Here is an 18,747-nt window from a genome sequence, read left to right as displayed (position 1 = left end):
TGCCAACGGAAGGAACAGTCATGTTCAACGACCTCAAAACCTCGCTGCGTCCAGCGCTGGTCATGACGCTGCTCTTCGGCCTGCTGCTGGGCATCGCCTATCCGCTGGCGCTCACCGGCATCGGGCAGGCGATCTTCCCGTCCCAGGCCAATGGCAGCCTGATCGAGCAGGACGGCAGGCCCATCGGCTCCGCCCTCATCGGCCAGAGCTTCGCCAGCGCCCGCTATTTCCATTCCCGCCCCTCGGCGGCGGGCAAGGGCTATGACGGGCTCGCCTCCTCCGGGTCCAACCTTGGCCCCACCAGCAAGGCGCTGGCCGACCGCGTGACCACGGACATTCAGTCTCTGCATTCACCCGGTCGCCCCGTTCCGTCCGATCTGGTGACAGCCTCCGCATCGGGGCTCGATCCCCATATCAGCCCCGATGCGGCCTTTTATCAGGTCGACCGGATCGCCAGGGCGCGCGGTCTCTCCCCAAACCGGGTCCACGCGCTGATCGAACGGAGCATAGAGCAACCGATCCTCGGCTTTCTGGGCGAACCGCGCGTCAACGTCCTCGAAATCAATCGACGGCTGGATGGGATCAGCGCTAATCAAAGCCGATGAACGAGCCGGACCGCCGCGATCCCGAAGCCTTTCTGCGTCAGGCAGCGCAGGAAGGCCGCGGCCGTCTGAAAATCTTCCTCGGCGCGGCACCAGGGGTCGGCAAAACCTATGAAATGCTGACCGACGGCATGCAGCGGCTGAAATCGGGCGTCGACGTGGCGGTCGGAGTGGTCGAGACCCATGGCCGCCACGAAACGGACGCTTTGCTCTCCGGTCATGAAGTCATTCCCCGCCGCGAAATCGACCATCAGGGCCACAAGCTGGCCGAAATGGATATCGACGCCATATTGGCTCGCCATCCCCAACTGGTTCTGGTGGACGAACTCGCCCACACGAACGCGCCGGGCAGCCGTCATCCCAAGCGCTATCAGGACATAGAGGAGCTGCTGAACGCCGGGATCGACGTCTATTCGACCGTCAACATCCAGCATGTCGAGAGCCTCAACGACATAGTCGCCTCCTTCACCCGCGTCCGGGTGCGCGAGACGGTGCCGGACTCCGTGCTCGAAATGGCGGAGATCGAGGTCGTCGACATCCCCCCCGACGAGCTGATCGAGCGGTTGAAGGAGGGCAAGGTCTACATCCCGGCCGAAGCCAGCCGGGCGCTCAACCATTTCTTCTCCAAGTCGAACCTGACAGCGCTCCGCGAAATGGCGCTGCGCCGCGCAGCGCAGGCAGTCGACGCGCAGATGCTGGACTATGTCCGCGCCCATGCGCTGGCCGGGAGCTTTGCGGCGGGCGAACGCATCGTCGTGGCGATCAGCGAACTGCCGAGCGCACAGGGGCTTGTCCGCGCCGCCAAGCGGTTGGCCGACGCGCTGAAGGCGCCCTGGACCGCGGTGCATATCGAAACCCGGCGCAGCCTTCAGTTCACGGCGGAGGAGCGCGCCCATCTGGCCGACACCATGGCGTTGGCGTCCCGGCTGGGCGCCACCACCGCGACCATCCCCGCGCCCGGCGTGGTCGAAGGGTTGCGCCAATATGCGACCGACGCCCGCGCCACCCAGATCGTGATCGGCAAGGCGGCCCGGAGTTGGTGGTTCGAGCTGCGTCACGGGTCGGTGGTGGACCGGCTGGTCCGGGACATGGGGGACGTGGCAATCCATGTCCTGCCCGGCGACGATGGAGGGCATCTCCGCCGCGCCACCCTCGTGACGGCCGGACCATGGGGGACGCCCACCGACTATCTCTGGTCGACGCTGATGATCGCGCTGATGACCACGATCGGCAAGCTGCTGGTCCAGACCATCGCGCTCGGCAATATCGCCCTGCTCTATCTGGTGCCGGTGATGTTCGCCGCCGCCTCCTTCGGCCTGCGCGCGGGGCTGTTCGCGGGCCTGCTCTCCAGCCTTGCCTATAATTTCTTCTTCTTGCCGCCGACCGGCACGCTGACCGTCGCCAATCCGGAAAATGTCATCAGCATCCTCGTCCTGCTGGGCGTCGCCATCGTCACCAGCCAGTTCGCGGCCCGCGTCCGCGCCCAGGCCGACCTCGCCCATGGCAGCGCTCGCCAGAACGCCGCGCTCGCCGGTTTCTCCCGCCAGCTCACCGCCGCCGCCAGCCAGGACGAGCTGATGCATGCGATTTGTGCCGAAGTCGGCCGCCTGTTCGACGTGCGCACCGTGCTCCTGCTCCCCTCGCCCGACGGCCCGCAACTGCGCGCCGCCGTGCCGCCGGAGGATCGCCTCGAACAGATCGAAAAGGCCGCCGCGCAATGGGCGATGGACAATGAGCAGCCCGCCGGACGCGGTTCCTCCACCCTCACCGCGTCGGACTGGCTGTTCCATCCGCTGCGGACGACACGCGGGGTGCTGGGCGTGCTGGGCCTGGCGCGGGAGGATGCGGGGGAGCCGTTGCGCTCCGATCAGGTGCCCTTGCTGATGAGCCTGCTCGATCAGGCCTCCATCGCCTTCGACCGCATGGCGCTGGAGGAGGAAATGCTCGACGCCCGCCAGATCCGCGAGCGCGACCGGCTGCGCTCGGCGTTGCTCTCCTCGGTTGGCCATGATTTGCGCACGCCGCTCACCACCATCATCTCGGCCGTGCATGAACTCAAGCAGCAACATCCCTCCGAGCTTGCCGACACGGTCGAGGCGGAGGCGCAGCGTCTCACCCGCTTCGTCGCCAACCTGCTCGATATGGCGCGGGTGGAGGCAGGCGCGCTTCCCCTGAAAGTGGAACCCATCGACCTGTTCGATGCGGTCGCGGGCGCCGTCCACGACACCCGCCAGTCGCTGGCCGGGCATGAGGTCAGGGTCGACATATTGCCCGACATTCCGCTGGTGCGCGTCGATCCGACGCTGCTGCACCATATCCTCATCAACCTGCTCGACAATGCGGGGCGCTATGCCGATCCCGGCACGCCCGTCACCATAAGGGGTCAGCGGCTACCCGATGCCATAACCCTGTCGGTGGTCGATCAAGGCCCGGGCATCCCGCCGGGCGGTGAAAGCCGGGTGTTCGACACCTTCACCCGCCTGGAGGGATCGGACCGGGCCAAGCATGGCACCGGCCTCGGCCTCGCCATCGTCAAGGGCTTTGCCGAGGCGATGGGGCTTGGCGTATCCGCCGCCAACCGTGACGATCCTCCTGGCGCCTGCTTTACTTTGACCTTCCCGCAGACGCTGATCCTATCCCCTCTGCCCGATGAGGACATCATATGAGGAACTGGGCATGACCACCCGTTCATCCGGCCGCCACAAGGTTCTGATCATCGACGATGAACCACAGATCCGCCGCCTGATCCACGTGGCGCTCACCCGCGCCGACTATGCCACGGTGGAGGCCGCCAATGCGCGTGAGGCATTGGAGAAACTGCGCGAGGAACGGCCAGACATCAGCCTGCTCGACCTTGGCTTGCCCGATCGCGATGGGCTGGAACTCGTGCCGCTCATCAAACAGCATTCGGACACCAGCCTGATCGTCATATCGGCGCGTGACGCCACCGAGCAAAAGGTGGCGGCGCTGGATCTGGGCGCCGACGACTATCTGACCAAGCCCTTCGATACCGACGAACTGCTCGCCCGGGTGCGCGTGGCGCTGCGCAACCGGATGACCAAGGATGGCGGCATGTCAGCGGTTCGCGCGGGCGACGTGGCGATCGACCTGATGGCGCGGATCGTCACCAAAGCAGGGCAGGAAGTCCACCTGACCCCCAAGGAATATGGCGTGCTGGCGCAACTGGCGAAATATCCGGGGCGGGTCATCACGCATCAGCAGATCATGGCGCAGGTCTGGCCCAAGGAGCATGAGCATCATGTCGAATATCTGCGCGTGCTGGTGCGTACGCTAAGGCAGAAGCTGGAGGATGATCCGCAGCGGCCAAGGATCATCGCGAATGAATTGGGGATCGGTTATCGGTTGAAGGAGGGGGGTGGCGGTTAAACTACTAAATCTCCACCTGCGATCCCAACTCGACCACCCGGTTCGTCGGCAGCTTGAAGAAGTCCATCGGCGTCACCGCATTGCGCATCATCCAGGCGAAAAGCTTCTCGCGCCAGATCGCCATGCCGGGCTTCTCGGACGGGATCAGTGTCTGGCGGCTGAGGAAATAGCTGGTCTGGCTGACATTGATCGGCCCGCCGCAGCCATCCACCGCCTTCATCGCGGCGGGAATGTCGACCTCCTCCATGAAACCATGGCGCAGCACCACGCGGTAGAAGCCCGCGCCCAGATCGTTCACCTCGGACCGTCCGATCAGCGGCAGATGCGGCACCCCCTCCGTCCGCACGGTCAGGATGATGACGCGCTCATGCAGAACCTTGTTATGCTTCACATTGTGCAGCAGCGCCGGAGGCACCCCCTCGACACGGGAGTTGAGGAAAATCGCCGTCCCCGGTACGCGTTTCAGGGAACCGGAGACGGACTGGATGAACAGCTCCACGTCCATCGCGCCTTCCATCAGATAGAAATTCATGATCTTCCGACCCGTCGACCAGGTTGTGAGGATGATGAACACAACCGCCGCCACCAGCAGCGGGAACCAGCCGCCATCGGGTATCTTGGTCGCATTGGACAGGAAATAGGCGCCGTCTACAGCCAGGAACAGCCCCGTCACCGCACCCGCCAAGAGCCGGTTCCAGCGCCACACGCTGAAGGTCAGTACCGCCATCATGCAAGTCGTGATGACCATGGTGCCTGTAACGGCAATGCCATAGGCCGCCGCCAGATTGCTCGAAGACTGGAAGCCCAGCACCAGCAGCACGACCAGAAACAGCAGCGCCCAATTGACCATCGGCACATAGATCTGCCCCGCCGCCGAAGCGCTGGTATGGGAGATTTTGAGCCGCGGCAGGAAGCCAAGCTGCACCGCCTGCTGCGTCACCGAAAAGGCGCCCGAAATCACCGCCTGGCTGGCGATGACCGTCGCCAGCGTCGCCAATATCACCAGCGGCAGCCGCGCCCATTCCGGCGCGAGCAGGAAGAAGGGATTTTCCGCTGCTTCAGGAAGGTCCAGCAGCAGCGCGCCCTGCCCCATATAGTTGAGCAGCAGACAGGGAAAGGCGGCATAGAGCCAGGCGATACTGATCGCCTTGCGCCCGAAATGCCCCATATCCGCGTAGAGCGCCTCCGCCCCCGTCACTGCCAGCACGACTGACCCCAAGGCCAGAAAGGCGAGTTTCGCGTCCAGCGCGAAGAAATGCACCGCCCACATCGGATTGATGATGCCGATAATTCCCGGATGCCGCACGATGTTGAGGATGCCCAGCGCCGCCAGCACCAGGAAATAGACCACCATGACCGGCCCGAACAGCGCGCCCACTCGCGCCGTGCCATGTTTCTGGATCAGGAACAGACCGATCAGGATGACGATGGCGATGGGGAGGATGAAGGGCGCGAAACCGTCATTCACCGTCTCCAGCCCCTCGACCGCCGACAGCACGGACACGGCCGGGGTGATGATGGCGTCGCCATAGAAAAGCGCCGCCGCCAGCACACCCAATATGGCGATGGTCGGCGTCCACCGGCTCTTGCCCAGCTTGCGGGAGATCAGCGCGAGAAGCGCCATGCTGCCGCCCTCGCCATGATTGTCGGCACGCATGATGATGAACACATATTTGACCGTGACGATCAGCGTCATCGTCCAGAAGACCAGCGAGAGCACGCCGTAGATATGCGCCGGATCGACCGCCAGCGGGTGGTGACCGACAAAACTTTCCTTCAACGCATAGAGCGGCGAGGTGCCGATGTCGCCGAACACCACGCCCAACGCACCCAGCGCCAGAATGGGCAACTTCCCTTGCGGATGGCTATGACTCACCCCCTCACCCGCTTGATCCGTCATCCGTACCGTTACTCGCTGTTACCAGGCCGCCCATTGCACAGAGCCCCATTATATTTCCAGTGGAGCTTTATGCGATCGACATAGGATTCGCATAGGAATGCCGGAAAGCTCCGGCAAATCCTATGCATTTTCAAAGGAAAAAAGCGCTTGTCCATCTCAAGGATCAGGGTAGCTGACATGGGTGGCGCGCTGCCGCGGCGATGATTGGGAATCTTGCGACGTCGATACGTCGCTCTCCTCGCCAGACCGGAGTGTATTATCTCTCGTCACAACCTGCGCCCCAACCGGCGCAAGAGGGATTTGGATCGCGGGTGCCACGCGACGCCAGCATGAGATGAGGCGGTTGCAGCACGCCCGCATCGCGATAGCGGTAGGTGGTGAGTGGCGTATGCGAAGCTGCATGATGCCTTAACGCATCAACCCGGCGGCGCGCAGCGCATCCTCGATCACCTTGCGCACGCCCGTCGCGACTGTGAGTCGAACCGTAGCGCGCTCCTCATGGCTGCGCGGGGATGACGAAGCCTGCAGCGATGCAATCGACGGGACAAGCGCCCGCTTTGCAGGCGGTGTCTCGATCTCATGGGCCCGCTCAACGGCATCCCCGGTCAGGCTCCAGAATCGACAGATGCGGTGGGTCGAGGAAATGCCGGTTTCCAGCATATAGGCACCACTTCGTCCGCAGCCATCTTCGCCTGCGGTGTCAAGCGGCGTGCCATGGCCCATTCCCGCGATACTATATTCCTCGATCACGTCACGGCCCTTTGCATCCGACCAGGTGCGCCGGACATAATCATCCCTCCGCTCGATCCGGCTCGGATCGGCTTCAACATCGTGCAAGGCGCGCCATTGGGCAGCGATCGCCCCGGCATTGGACGGATGCACGGTCGCGTCCGCGCTTCCGTGCCAAATGGAAAGGGTCGGCCAAGGACCGGCGTGGTCGGAGGCGCCCCGGACCAGCGCGGCAAGCTTGGCTTCGGGAGGAACGCCATGGCCGCGCATAAGGTCGAAGGCTGCTGGAATGGTGCGGGCACAGCCATAGGGCACCCCGGCGATGATCGCGCCGCCCGCAAACAGCTCGGGATAGGTCGCCAGCATGACAGCCGTCATGGCGCCGCCTGCCGACAGGCCGGTCACGAATATCCGCGTGGGGTCGATCCGATGGCGCACGGCCATCGCCGCGATCATCTGCCGGATCGAAAGAGCTTCGCCCGAACCTCGCCGGCTGTCCTCCGGGGAGAACCAGTTGAAGCAGAGATTGGGATTGTTCTGCCGCTGCTGCTCAGGAAAAAGAAGCGCAAAACCATGGCGATCAGCGACTTCCGACCAACCCGATCCGATATCATATCCTCCCGCCGTCTGCGTACAGCCATGCAGAACGACCACCAGCGCGGCCCCGTCATCGAACTTTCCGGGAATATATGTCCGCGCCCGAAGAGCGCCGGGGTTCGATCCGAAATCCGTCAGCGCACTCAAGCGTCCGGGGTCGTCGGACATATGGCCGGGAACGAGGCGAAGCGCCGCAAGACGGGAGATCGTGTCCGAGAGGGGCCGCATTGCAGTATCCTTTGATGGAGCGAGCCTGCACAGGCGTGGCTATAACCATCTTGCTGCACTGCACAATAAGTAGGTTTTGATTCTCCATTGGCAAGACCGGCTTTCTCCACTCATCGGCAAGCATGGATGACGTCCCGCCATAATCATATTGAGCGAAGTTAATTACGCGCTTTGTCGGGGATCTATGGCCGACGATCGCGAGTTCCATGAGACGCGTCTTCGCGCTCCCCCTTCTCAGGAGAATGAATATGGCTTCACCCCAGACCGCTACGAAATCCCGTCAAACCAAGCCCGGCTCTAAACCGGCCCGCAAATCGGCACGCGCTGCGTCGCGATCCCCCGACGCCATCAGCCTGCTGAAAGCCGATCACAAGGAAGTGAAAAGCTATTTCAAGCAATATGAAGGTCTGGAGGATGTGGCCGATAAGCAGGCGCTGGCCGACAAGATCTGCCGGGCGCTGACGGTTCATGCCCAGATCGAGGAGGAAATCTACTATCCGGCCGCCCGCGCCGCGATCGACGACGATGATCTGCTCGATGAGGCGGAGGTGGAACATGCCAGCGCCAAGCAGTTGATCGCCGAAATTCAGGCCATGACGGCCGCCGACCGGCTGTTCGACGCCAAGGTGACGGTGCTTGGTGAATATATCGACCATCATGTCAAGGAAGAGGAGAAGGAGATGTTTCCGGAAAGCCGCGCCAGCGACCTCGACCTCAAGGCGCTGGGCGCCCAGCTTGCCGAGCGCAAGGCCGAATTGATGGCGAAGGCCCACTGAATATCCTGGACTGTCTTGTTATCGGCGGTGGCCCGGCGGGTCTCACCGCCGCCATTACACCATGTGGACACCGGACTGGCCTAGTATGATGATGGCCGGCGTCACCGTGGCGCGTGAAGGAAAAATCCACAACATCGCCAACTGAAATTTCGAGTCCTTGATTGAGATAAATCAAGATGCAGGCGCAACCGGTCGCGTATATTCCTCTCGACGCTTATGGCCGATGCCGGCTCCTAGCGGTAGGAATATCTCAGCCGGAGCAATTCAGCATGTTTATCGCAATTTTTATCGCGAATTCTCTTGAGTTGGCTAATCGGCAAGCTCGCAAAAGCCACGGAAATCCGTGGCTTTTGGCTGGTCATCCAGTGTCGGCCTGAGTCAGGATGATGTGGACCTTTCATCCCTACCTGCTCGACCGGCCCGTGCCGCGCTACACCAGCTATCCCACCGCCGCGCAGTTCAGCGGCGATGTCGGCGCGGCGGAGCTTGCCGCCCGGCTGGACGGGGTGGAAAGGGACAGCGCGCTCTCGCTCTATGTCCATATCCCCTATTGCCACGACATCTGCTGGTATTGCGGCTGCAACACGGGCGCGGCGAACCGGGTCCAGCGCCTCGCCGCCTATGTCGAGTCGCTGGAGCGGGAAATCGCGACCGTCGCCGGGCGGCTGAACGGCAAAGGCCGGGTGCAGCGCATCGCCTTTGGCGGCGGCAGCCCCAACAGCCTGCCGCTGGTCGATTTCGTCCGCCTGCTTCAGCAATTACTGCTCTGTTTCGATGCGCATCATGCCGAATTGTCGGTCGAACTCGATCCCCGGCGTCTCGACGGGCAATGGATTTCGACCATGGCCGCCATGGGCGTCGACCGGGTCAATCTGGGCGTGCAGACCTTCACCCCGCATGTCCAGGCGCGAATCGGCCGCATCCAGCCGCTCGACATGGTGGAGCGCGCCGTCGACCAGCTTCGCGCCGCCGGGATCGCGACCGGTTTCGACCTGATGTACGGCTTGCCCGGCCAGACGGCGGACGATCTCGCCGCCACGCTGGAGGCCGCCATTGCGATGCGGCCCGCCCGAATCGCCCTGTTCGGCTATGCCCATATGCCCCGGCTGCTGCCCCGCCAGCGCCGCATCGACGCCAGCGACCTGCCCGATCTCGCCACCCGCTTCGCCATGGCGGCGCAGGGATATGAAATGCTGACCGGCGCGGGCTATGCGGCGATCGGTTTCGACCATTTCGCCCTGCCGGAGGACGGCATGGCCCGCGCCGCCCGCGAAGGCCGGCTGCGCCGCAATTTTCAGGGCTTCACCGACGATCCGGCGGAGATATTGCTGGGCCTGGGCGCTAGCGCGATCAGCCAGTTCCCCGATCTCATCGTGCAGAATGAGAAGCAGGCCGGCCCCTGGCGCGAACGGGTGGACGCAGGGCAATTATCCGCCACCCGCGGCACTTTCCGCTCAGCCGAGGACCGCCGCCGCGGCCGCATCATCGAGGCTTTGCTCTGCCAGGGAGAGGCGCATGTCGGCACGGCCCTTCCCATGCCCGACTTCAGCCGCTTCGAGCGGCTGGGTCTCGTCCGTCTGAGCGAAGGCCGCATCGCGCTAACGCGGGATGCGCTGCCTTATGCGCGCAGCATCGCCGCCTGTTTCGATGCCTATCTGGAACCGGCGGAAAAGCGGTTCAGCCATGCGGTCTAGCGCGCTGGCGTTCCTTGCCGTCATCCCATTGACGGCCGTCCACGCGCCCGCCTCCGCCACGCAAAGCCCCTGGTTCTGCGGTTCGGCGCCGCCGGGCTGGACTCCGCCCTGGCAGCGCAAGCCCGCTGCGCCGGACGACAAGAACGCGCCCTGCCATTTCATCCCCTGCGACAGGAAGAAGGTCCGAACCTGCTCCACCGCCGCGGATTGAGCGGCCGCCCCTTCAAGCCAGCGCCAGCACACTCGTCAAAATATTCCGCACCAGTTCCGCCTGCCCCCGCGCCCCGGTCTTGGCGTAGATCTTCTTCGAATAGTTGCGCGCCGTCTCCAGCGTCAGCCCCAGATCGTCCGCCGCTTCGCTGATCGACATGCCCTGCGCGATCGCCCAGGCCAGCCGCGCCTCGCTGGGCAGCAGGCCGAACAGGTCGACCAACTGGTCGCAACGGTCCGCCTGCGACCAACGATCGCCGCTGATATAAGCGATGGCGACCGGCGGCGACTGGGCGGACAGGGAACGGTCCCGCATCGGACGCACCAGCATGTCGAGCAGCGGATCGCGGCTGAGATTGATCGCCTTTGGCCGCCCCTCCGCATCCTCCGCAAAACTTTTGACCAGGGCGGTCAATTCCCGGTCCACGGCCGGGGATGCGGGCATCAGCCGATCGTAGCGGCCCCGCCGCAGCACGCTCGATCGCTGGAAAAGCTGCTCCAGATGCGGGGTCATGTCGACGATGCGGCAGCGCGCATCCAGCATCAGCCAGCCGAAATTGAGCCGCCCGAACGCCTCCGAAGTCACGGACGAGCGGAATTTTTCCCGTTCGAACGCGACGAAGCTGCGCAGCGCGATGCGCAGATGCGGCACCAGCGCAGTCAACAGGGCGCCGACGGCGGACCCTACTTCACGACCGCCCGCGCAGGTCAGCCATGCGTCCATGCCGCTCGGCTCCGTGACACGGACCGAGCGGATATTGGTGATGCCCAGCGGCTCCAGAAACTCCGCGCGATAGCTTTGCTGCACAGCGTCGCCGGGGTCGAGCAGTTCGTCCAGCGTATAGACCCGCGCTTCGCGCATCCGCCGGTAGGGCAAGGGGTCGCGCACATATTTTTCGTTGAACAGCCTATCAAGGTGCAGCGGCGTGGGCGGCCCGGCATAAAGTTCGACGATCCGCTCCTCGTCCACCGGGCGGAACGCCAGGCTGACATAGGCGGCGCCGGAGCGGGCGCGCAGCTTTTCAAGGAACCCATGCCAAAGGGGTTGCTCGAACATACCCTCATGGAGAGCCGCCAATAATCCACCGTCGTCCAGTCGCATGGCTAATATGTATATCCTCCCATATGGGAGGTCCAGTCTTTCCCCGCTTCTGTCATGTGAGCGTCACGAAACAAGGCGGTGAACGATGATCGATTCGAAAAGGCTGACGCATTTGGAGCGATTGGAGGCGGAGAGCATCCATATATTGCGCGAGGTTGTGGCGGAGGCCGAGAAGCCTGTGATGCTGTACAGCGTCGGCAAGGATTCGGCGGTGATGCTGCATCTCGCGCGCAAGGCCTTTTATCCCTCGCCGCCGCCCTTCCCGCTGCTGCATGTGGACACGACCTGGAAGTTCAAGGCGATGTACGAGCTGCGCGACCGCATGGCGCGCGAGAGCGGCATGGAACTGCTGGTCTATCATAATCCCGAAGCGCAGGAACGGGGCATCAATCCGTTCGACCACGGCCCGCTGCACACCGACATGTGGAAGACGGAGGGCTTAAAGCAGGCGCTCAACCTCTATGGCTTCGACGCGGCGTTCGGCGGGGCGCGGCGCGACGAGGAAAAGAGCCGGGCCAAGGAGCGCATCTTCTCCTTCCGCACCGCCTCGCACGGCTGGGATCCCAAGAACCAGCGGCCCGAACTGTGGAACCTCTACAACGCCCGCAAGAACAAGGGCGAGAGCATCCGCGTCTTCCCGATCAGCAACTGGACCGAGCTGGACATCTGGCAGTACATCCATTTGAACGACGTGCCGATCGTGCCGCTCTATTTTGCCGAGGAGCGCCCGACCGTGGAGCGCGACGGCATGCTGCTGATGGTCGATGACGAACGCTTCCCCTTGAAGCCCGGCGAGGAGCCGGTGATGCGCTCGATCCGTTTCCGGACGCTGGGCTGCTATCCGCTGACCGGCGCGGTGGAGAGCCAGGCGAAGACCCTGCCTGATGTCATCCAGGAAACGCTGCTCACCACCACATCGGAACGGCAGGGCCGCGCCATCGACAAGGATGCTGGCGGCGCCGGCATGGAGAAGAAGAAGCAGGAGGGTTATTTCTGATGTCGGACGCAGATGTCATCTACAAGACCGACGCCCTCATTGCCGAGGACATCGACCAGTATCTGGAGGTGCACCAGCACAAGACGATGCTGCGCTTCATCACCTGCGGCTCGGTGGACGACGGCAAGTCGACGCTGATCGGCCGCCTGCTCTATGACAGCAAGATGATCTTCGAGGATCAGCTCGCCGCGCTGGAGGCCGACAGCAAGCGCGTGGGCACCCAGGGGCAGGAGATCGACTTCGCCCTTCTCGTCGACGGCCTGGCCGCCGAGCGCGAACAGGGCATCACCATCGACGTCGCCTATCGCTTCTTCGCCACCGAAAAGCGCAAGTTCATCGTCGCGGACACGCCGGGGCATGAACAATATACGCGCAACATGGTGACCGGCGCGTCCACCGCCGACCTTGCCGTCATCCTGATCGACGCGCGCAAGGGCGTGCTGACGCAAACCCGCCGCCACAGCTATCTGGCGCATCTGATCGGCATCAGGAATATCGTCCTCGCCATCAACAAGATGGACCTGGTCGACTATGACCAGGCGGTCTATGACGGCATATTGAAGGATTATACCGAGTTCGCCCACTCGATCGGCATCAAGGCCTTCACCCCGATCCCGATCTCCGGCTTCAAGGGCGACAATATCACCGGCCCGTCGGAAAACACCCCCTGGTACAAGGGGCCCGCGCTGATCGAGCATCTGGAGACGGTCGAGGTCGACCAGGTCTCCGACCAGCTCAAGCCCTTCCGCATGGCCGTCCAGTGGGTCAACCGCCCGAACCTCGACTTTCGCGGCTTTTCCGGCCAGATCGCGACCGGCACGGTGCGCAAGGGCGATGCGATCCGCGTCCTGCCCTCGGGCAAGACCAGCACGGTCAGCCGCATCGTGACGCTGGGTGGCGATCTGGACATCGCCGTCGCGGGCCAGTCGGTCACGCTCTGCTTTGCCGATGAGGTCGACTGCTCGCGCGGCGACGTGATCGCGGCGTCGGACAATCCGCCGCAGGCCGCCGACCAGTTCGAAGCCACCATCGTCTGGATGGCGGATGAGGAGATGCTGCCCGGCCGCCCCTATTGGCTCAAGATCGGCACGCAAACGGTCACGGCAACGATCCAGCAGCCCAAATATCAGATCAACGTCAACACGATGGAGCATCTGGCGGCCAAGACGCTGGACCTCAACGCCATCGGCATCGCCAATCTGTCGACCGACAAGCAGATCGTGTTCGAACCCTATGAGACGAACCGCACGCTGGGCGGCTTCATCCTGATCGACAAGATCACCAACGCCACGGTGGCGGCGGGGATGCTGCACTTCTCGCTGCGGCGGGCGCAAAATGTCCACTGGCAGGCGACCGATGTGTCCCGCGACTTCCACGCGGGCCTCAAGAACCAGAAGCCGGCCGTGCTGTGGTTCACGGGGCTGTCGGGCGCGGGCAAGTCGACGATCGCCAATCTGGTCGAGAAGAAACTCGCCAGAATGAACCGGCACACCTTCCTGCTCGACGGCGACAATGTGCGTCATGGGCTGAACAAGGATCTGGGCTTTACCGATGCCGACCGGGTGGAGAATATCCGCCGCGTGGGCGAAGTCGCCAAGCTGATGACCGATGCGGGGCTGATCGTCATCACCGCCTTCATCTCGCCCTTCCGCGCCGAGCGCGAGATGGTGCGGCAGATGATGCAGCCGGGCGAGTTTGTCGAAGTGCATATCGACACGCCGCTGGCCGAGGCCGAAGCACGTGACGTCAAGGGCCTTTACAAGAAGGCGCGCACGGGTCAGCTCAAGAACTTCACCGGCATCGACAGCCCCTATGAAGCGCCGGAAGATCCGGAGATCCGCGTCGACACCACCGCCATGACGGCGGAAGAAGCGGCCGAAGCGATCGTCGCGAGGTTGATCCCATGAGCGAGCGGATCGACATCGCGACATTGAGCGACGCCGACCTCGCGGCGCATCTGGCCGAGGTCACCGGGCGCATCCTCGTCAATGTGCGCGAGAGCGGGCTGTTCAGCGCCAAGGCGCTGGGCAAGGCCGGGGACCAGACCGCCAACCAGTTCCTCTGCCACGCCCTGCGCGAGACGCGGCCCGAGGACGGCCTGCTGTCGGAGGAGGAGAAGGACAATCCCGACCGGCTCGCCATGAGCCGGGTGTGGATCGTCGACCCGGTCGACGGCACCCGCGAATATGGCGAGGAACGTGCCGACTGGGCGGTGCATGTGGGGCTTGCCATCGACGGCCAGCCCGCCATCGGCGCGGTCGCGCTGCCGGGTCTGGACGGCGGCACGCTGCTGCGCTCCGACCAGCCCCGCGCCCTGCCCCCGGCGCCGGACAAGCTGCGCATGGTGATCAGCCGCACCCGCCCGGCCAAGGAAGCGGTCGCGATCGCGGAAAGGCTGGGTGCGCAACTGGTGCCCATGGGGTCCGCCGGGGCCAAGGCCATGGCCGTGATATTGGGTCAGGCCGACATCTATCTCCACTCGGGCGGTCAATATGAATGGGACTCCATGGCCCCGGTCGCGGTCGCGCTCGCCCATGGCCTCCATTGCTCGCGCATCGACGGATCACCCCTCGTCTACAACCAGAGCGACGTCTACCTGCCAGACCTCCTCATCTGCCGGAAGGAACAGGCCAGCCAAATGCTCGCCATGATCGCGGAGCTGGCGCAGGCCGACGGTTGATGCGATGCGTCCCTTCCTCAGAGGGGACGCGACGCCCAATATAGATGGCAGGGCGGCACGTTCCGCCATTCAAAGCCCGTCGCGACCTTCGCGAAACGACCCTCCAGCAGCGGCCCGACGGCCTGGCGCATCTGATAGGCCAGAAACCTTCCCTCAGGCGCCAAGGCCCGCCCGCTCACCCGCATCAACCCCTCCCCCCGATCCCGCGTCAGCGTCGAAAAAGGCAAGCCGGAAAGGATGCAATCCGCCTCGTCCAGTCCATGATCGGCCATGATGTCCAGGACAGCGTCCGCTGAGCCGCTCACGGCGATCAGGCGCCTGTCCGGGGTCGCATCGCGCAAATGATCGATGAACGCCGCGCTGGTGTCGATGGCCAGCAACCGCGCGTGAGCCGGTAGGCGATCCAGCAAGGCGCGAGTGAATATGCCGGTGCCCGGCCCATATTCGACGACGCAATTCAACCGGCTCCAGTCGACGGGAGAAAGCATGGTATCGACCAGGAAACGCGAAGCTGGAAAGGCGGAACCCACGGCCAGAGGATTTTTGAAGAACTCCCGAAAGGCGAGAGCCAGGAATTCCGGACCGCGACTTTCATTCAGCCGGTCTTGAACCACCCTGTCTTCGAACGATGCCGCCACGATTACTCACTTTCCCATCACCCCTACGCACGAGAGGCTTTTCGGGGAAACCCGTGGAGCCTGCACCGGGTTCCTGGAAAATCGGCTGACATGGATCAAGACATGCTCGCGGATCGGCGCAAGAAAGGTGACAGCCACCGATATTCAGCTATCCCATGGATCGGCCTTCCGGATTCAACTGGAAGCAACGGAGAACATCGAAATGCAGCAGATCAATCCGATGACGGTTGCACTGGGCTATTGGAGCCTCGGCCTGGAAGCCGCCATGGTGATCAGCCTGCGCATGCCGAAGCTGCTGGCCGGCAATCCGGCGGCGGCAATCGAGGTGCAAAGGATGGTCTCAGAGAAAATCGAAGCCGTGGCCCAGTTGCAATGGAAGGCGATGACCGGCGCCCTGGGCACGACGCCGCTTTCCGTCATGCAGGCATCCACCGCGCATTATCGCAAGGCGGTGGGGAAGAACCGCCGCCGCCTCGCCCGGCATTAGCTTACCTTCAGGCAAGAAAGTCCATCACCGCCAACCGGGAGCCGCTCATCAGCTTGACGAGCGCTTCGCTGTGCGGCGGCGGCGCGGCCGTTTCGGGGTGGAAGGCAGGGCTGCCGACAATCTTCCGCATGAAAAGCCTCCTCCTCAAGCCACAGCGCGAGCCCGTGCCGAAAAAGCTTCTTCGCTGGAAGCATCGGCCTTCTGGAGTTCGAAATCGAAGGCGATGGTGGCGGTGTCGCCCTGCCGGTTTGGGACGGGCAGCAGGCCTTCCCGTGTGCCGAAGGCGAAATCGTCCGCCGCGAACGGATCGTCCCCAAAGTTGATCTGCGTCGTCAGCATGCGATAGCCGGGCGCCTCGATGAAGAAATGGACATGGGCCGGGCGATTGCCGTGGCGGCCCAGCGCCTGCATCAGCCGGTCGGTCGCGCCGCCCGGAGGCACGCTGTAACCGTTCGGCATCTTCGAATGGAAGGCATAGCGCCCGTCGCCGCCGATCCTGATGCGGCGGCGGTTGTTGAAAGGGGTCTGCTCGCCGGTCGGGTCGAAATGGGAATACCAGCCTTGGGAATTGGCGTGCCAGACATGCAGGATCGCGCCGTTGACCGGCTCGCCGTCCGGTCCCTTGATCACGCCGCTCATATAGAGCGTGCCGGTGTCGTCGGCATCGTCGGTCAGGTTGACGTCGCCCTCCACCAATGGCGCGCCCGCGACATAGAGCGGCCCTTCAATGGTGCGCGGCGTGCCCCCGGTCCTACCCGCTTCGGCATCCTTGGCGTCCATGAAAAGGTCGATGAAATGTTCCAGGCCGACGCCCGGCACGATCAGGCCGAATTCAGCCGCACCATTCTGGAAATATTGGATCGCGGCCCAGAATTCGCTCTCTGTCACGTCATGGCGCACGATGGTCTTCATCACCGCTTCCACCAGGTCGCGGGTGATGGCCTTCAACCGCTTGTCGCCACCCTCTGCATCAAGGCCGCTGGCACGATCCAGCAGGGTCTGGACCGCCGGGGAATTCACGAAATCTTCGGTCATCATGCCTCTCCAAATGGTTGAATATCAGCGATCATCGTCATGAATGGAGGAAGGATGGCGGCAGAGCGCCGTCACCCAGCAGCGGCGTCACGGGTTTTCCGCTCAGCTCCGATTTCATGCCGAAAAGCTATCGGGCGCGCCCGGATCGATGCTTTCGACGCGCTGCATCAGCCGGGCGGCCATGGACGAGCGGACCGGGCGGCCCGCAATGACCTTGCGCCAGCTATTGTAGCTGATGCCGAAACGCGCGTTCAGCGCCTCATCGGTCCTGCCGGTTTCCAGATGCAGCATGCGATCCACCACATCCTTGCCGATGACGATCAGGCCGGACCTCTTCGCCCCATTCATGTGGATCACGCCAGCGGGCCATATTGCTGGCGCACCAGTTCGGCCACACCCATGCGCTCCAGGATCGGCGTCGGGCAAAGGAAAGTGACCCGAACGACGCCCGGCAGACGGCTGATCTCGATCGATCCCGCGATCGTCGCCCGGTTCAGGATTTCGTCATAGGGCAATCCCGTCACCTCGGCGGCGCGGGCGAGGCCGTTTTTGGTAGCGTCGTTCAGCGTCGGTCCCGAACCGATGAAGGTGATCGGCCCATTATCCTCGATCCTCTTCTGGCCGTAGCGTTCGGCCAGACGCCCGACCGCCGCGCTTTCCTCCCGGCTCATCGGCTGCGCCAGGAAGGGCAGGTCGTCGCGATGCTGCAACAGGATCGGGCCGTCCAGTTTCAGCCCCTTGATCACCTTCACTTCCAGTTCGACCACGCCCGACACGTCGGTGGCGTGCCCCGCAATCTCGCCATTGCCCTGCTGCGCATGCATGTCGCCCATATAGACGCCGCCGCCCGGCACCTTGACCGGGCAAATGAGAATCGCGCCCTCGCGCACCGAATTGGTGTCCATATGGCCGTCGGTCTTGTGCTGGTCGAGTTCCTCCTGCGTGAAGCTGTAGCCATGGGGCGCATCGATCAGGAAGGAACCGAAATCCCCCGCATTGTGCGAATCCGGTAGGTCGCGTGACGGCACCGTGCCGATATTGCCGAGGAAGGGCCGCATGCGGCTGGCGAGACCGGCGATATCCGCCCGCGCCAGGGCAAGGATGGAATGCTGGTGCGACTGGTCCGGCATGGCCGCGATAGTGCGGGCATCGCCAGCGATCCGTTCCGCAACATCCTTGCCGACGGTCAGGGACACGTTGTTTTCCCGGTCCAGCACGATGACATAGCCGTTGGAAAAGCGGAACGCGTTCACTTCCGCGCCGCAATTGTCGCACCGGACCGCCTCTTCCCCGATCCCTTCTATATGGCTGGACGGCGCGGTCGTGCCGCAGCTCGGGCAGAGCTTCGCGACGAAGGGATCACCCACATAGCGCCCCTCGACAAATTCCATGACGCCCGAGGAGGTGGCGAGCGAAGTGACGCGCACCGTCTTCAACTTGATGGCGATGGCGTCTCCCACCTCCGCGCCCTCGACCAGCACCGGGCGGGTGACTTCATGGCCGCCCTGGAATTTCGGCGTGATCATCGGCCCCCAGCAGCCCGGCGGCGTGCCGGTGCGGATCGTGCCGCCATCGCGAACCGTCCCGGCCGGTTCGATGCCCGGCCCGACGATCCCGCCGCTATAGTCGTAAACCTCGATATGCGAACGTGCATCAGACATTGGAATTACCCTTGCTTTCTGTGG

Annotated in this window: 18 protein-coding genes; 10 read left to right on the top strand and 8 right to left on the bottom strand. The window is 63.7% G+C overall.

Features of this window, described 5'->3' with window-relative positions:
- The first annotated feature begins 20 nt into the window (after positions 1–20).
- Genes kdpC through K426_RS22095 form a run of 3 tightly spaced genes read left to right on the top strand, consistent with a single transcriptional unit; the run spans position 21 to position 3,989 of the window.
- Complete coding sequence (gene kdpC / locus K426_RS22105; RefSeq protein ID WP_066562437.1) at positions 21–605, top strand: potassium-transporting ATPase subunit KdpC; 585 nt, start codon at positions 21–23, stop codon at positions 603–605.
- Positions 602–3,268 carry a sensor histidine kinase gene (locus K426_RS22100; protein WP_066562433.1) on the top strand — a complete coding sequence of 889 codons (2,667 nt, stop codon included), beginning with the start codon at positions 602–604 and terminating at the stop codon, positions 3,266–3,268. The genes kdpC and K426_RS22100 overlap by 4 nt, the downstream gene beginning before the upstream one ends.
- 10 nt (positions 3,269–3,278) lie before the next feature.
- Entirely contained in the window at positions 3,279–3,989 is a 711-nt protein-coding gene (locus K426_RS22095; RefSeq protein WP_066562432.1) for a response regulator, read from the top strand.
- Between the two features lie 4 nt (positions 3,990–3,993).
- On the opposite strand, the gene K426_RS22090 is transcribed toward K426_RS22095, so the two are convergent.
- Together K426_RS22090 and K426_RS22085 are read right to left on the bottom strand one after the other, a co-directional pair.
- Complete coding sequence (locus K426_RS22090; protein WP_066562430.1) at positions 3,994–5,889, bottom strand: potassium transporter Kup; 1,896 nt, start codon at positions 5,887–5,889, stop codon at positions 3,994–3,996.
- 408 nt (positions 5,890–6,297) lie between these two features.
- Positions 6,298–7,443 (bottom strand): extracellular catalytic domain type 1 short-chain-length polyhydroxyalkanoate depolymerase, encoded by a 1,146-nt coding sequence (locus K426_RS22085; RefSeq protein ID WP_066562428.1) that lies wholly within the window; start codon positions 7,441–7,443, stop codon positions 6,298–6,300.
- 248 nt (positions 7,444–7,691) lie between these two features.
- On the opposite strand from K426_RS22085, the gene K426_RS22080 reads away from it, so the two are divergent.
- From K426_RS22080 to K426_RS22070, 3 genes are all read left to right on the top strand, one after another.
- Positions 7,692–8,219, top strand: a complete 528-nt coding sequence (locus tag K426_RS22080; protein WP_066563790.1) for a hemerythrin domain-containing protein — start codon at positions 7,692–7,694, stop codon at positions 8,217–8,219.
- 386 nt (positions 8,220–8,605) lie between these two features.
- Positions 8,606–9,913 (top strand): oxygen-independent coproporphyrinogen III oxidase, encoded by a 1,308-nt coding sequence (hemN, locus tag K426_RS22075; RefSeq protein WP_066563788.1) that lies wholly within the window; start codon positions 8,606–8,608, stop codon positions 9,911–9,913.
- Positions 9,903–10,124 (top strand): hypothetical protein, encoded by a 222-nt coding sequence (locus K426_RS22070; RefSeq protein WP_066562426.1) that lies wholly within the window; start codon positions 9,903–9,905, stop codon positions 10,122–10,124. Before hemN ends, K426_RS22070 begins: the two co-directional genes overlap by 11 nt.
- Before the next feature lie 12 nt (positions 10,125–10,136).
- Here K426_RS22070 and K426_RS22065 read toward each other — a convergent pair whose 3' ends face one another.
- A complete protein-coding gene (locus tag K426_RS22065) occupies positions 10,137–11,225 on the bottom strand; it encodes a helix-turn-helix transcriptional regulator (RefSeq protein ID WP_237230147.1) in 1,089 nt (362 codons plus the stop codon).
- An 85-nt stretch (positions 11,226–11,310) separates the two neighbouring features.
- On the opposite strand from K426_RS22065, the gene cysD reads away from it, so the two are divergent.
- The 3 genes from cysD to K426_RS22050 are packed head-to-tail and all read left to right on the top strand — an operon-like array spanning position 11,311 to position 14,902.
- Positions 11,311–12,222, top strand: coding sequence for a sulfate adenylyltransferase subunit CysD (gene cysD / locus K426_RS22060; RefSeq protein WP_066562423.1), 912 nt, complete (start codon positions 11,311–11,313; stop codon positions 12,220–12,222).
- Positions 12,222–14,129: a sulfate adenylyltransferase subunit CysN gene (gene cysN, locus K426_RS22055; RefSeq protein WP_066562421.1), complete on the top strand. Its 1,908-nt coding sequence runs from the start codon at positions 12,222–12,224 to the stop codon at positions 14,127–14,129. Before cysD ends, cysN begins: the two co-directional genes overlap by 1 nt.
- Complete coding sequence (locus K426_RS22050) at positions 14,126–14,902, top strand: 3'(2'),5'-bisphosphate nucleotidase CysQ (protein ID WP_066562419.1); 777 nt, start codon at positions 14,126–14,128, stop codon at positions 14,900–14,902. Before cysN ends, K426_RS22050 begins: the two co-directional genes overlap by 4 nt.
- A gap of 17 nt (positions 14,903–14,919) precedes the next feature.
- Here the strand turns inward: K426_RS22050 and K426_RS22045 are convergent, their stop codons facing one another.
- Entirely contained in the window at positions 14,920–15,540 is a 621-nt protein-coding gene (locus K426_RS22045; protein ID WP_145907585.1) for a class I SAM-dependent methyltransferase, read from the bottom strand.
- A gap of 202 nt (positions 15,541–15,742) precedes the next feature.
- On the opposite strand from K426_RS22045, the gene K426_RS22040 reads away from it, so the two are divergent.
- Positions 15,743–16,027 (top strand): hypothetical protein, encoded by a 285-nt coding sequence (locus K426_RS22040; RefSeq protein WP_066563784.1) that lies wholly within the window; start codon positions 15,743–15,745, stop codon positions 16,025–16,027.
- A 7-nt stretch (positions 16,028–16,034) separates the two neighbouring features.
- Here the strand turns inward: K426_RS22040 and K426_RS32880 are convergent, their stop codons facing one another.
- The 4 genes from K426_RS32880 to K426_RS22025 all read right to left on the bottom strand — a co-directional run bounded on the left by K426_RS32880 (position 16,035) and on the right by K426_RS22025 (position 18,723).
- On the bottom strand, positions 16,035–16,157 hold the full coding sequence (locus tag K426_RS32880) for a hypothetical protein (protein ID WP_257721825.1): 123 nt from the start codon (positions 16,155–16,157) through the stop codon (positions 16,035–16,037).
- 14 nt (positions 16,158–16,171) lie between these two features.
- Positions 16,172–17,062: a dioxygenase family protein gene (locus K426_RS22035; protein WP_066563782.1), complete on the bottom strand. Its 891-nt coding sequence runs from the start codon at positions 17,060–17,062 to the stop codon at positions 16,172–16,174.
- A gap of 114 nt (positions 17,063–17,176) precedes the next feature.
- A complete protein-coding gene (locus tag K426_RS22030) occupies positions 17,177–17,410 on the bottom strand; it encodes a hypothetical protein (protein WP_066562417.1) in 234 nt (77 codons plus the stop codon).
- Between the two features lie 5 nt (positions 17,411–17,415).
- Positions 17,416–18,723 carry an acetamidase/formamidase family protein gene (locus K426_RS22025; protein ID WP_066562414.1) on the bottom strand — a complete coding sequence of 436 codons (1,308 nt, stop codon included), beginning with the start codon at positions 18,721–18,723 and terminating at the stop codon, positions 17,416–17,418.
- Positions 18,724–18,747: the final 24 nt, after the last annotated feature.

Origin of the sequence: Sphingobium sp. TKS (genome assembly GCF_001563265.1) — a bacterium.
Lineage (GTDB): Bacteria > Pseudomonadota > Alphaproteobacteria > Sphingomonadales > Sphingomonadaceae > Sphingobium.
Note: the sequence above shows the minus strand (reverse complement) of the source record. Positions and strands in the feature narration are given on the sequence as shown.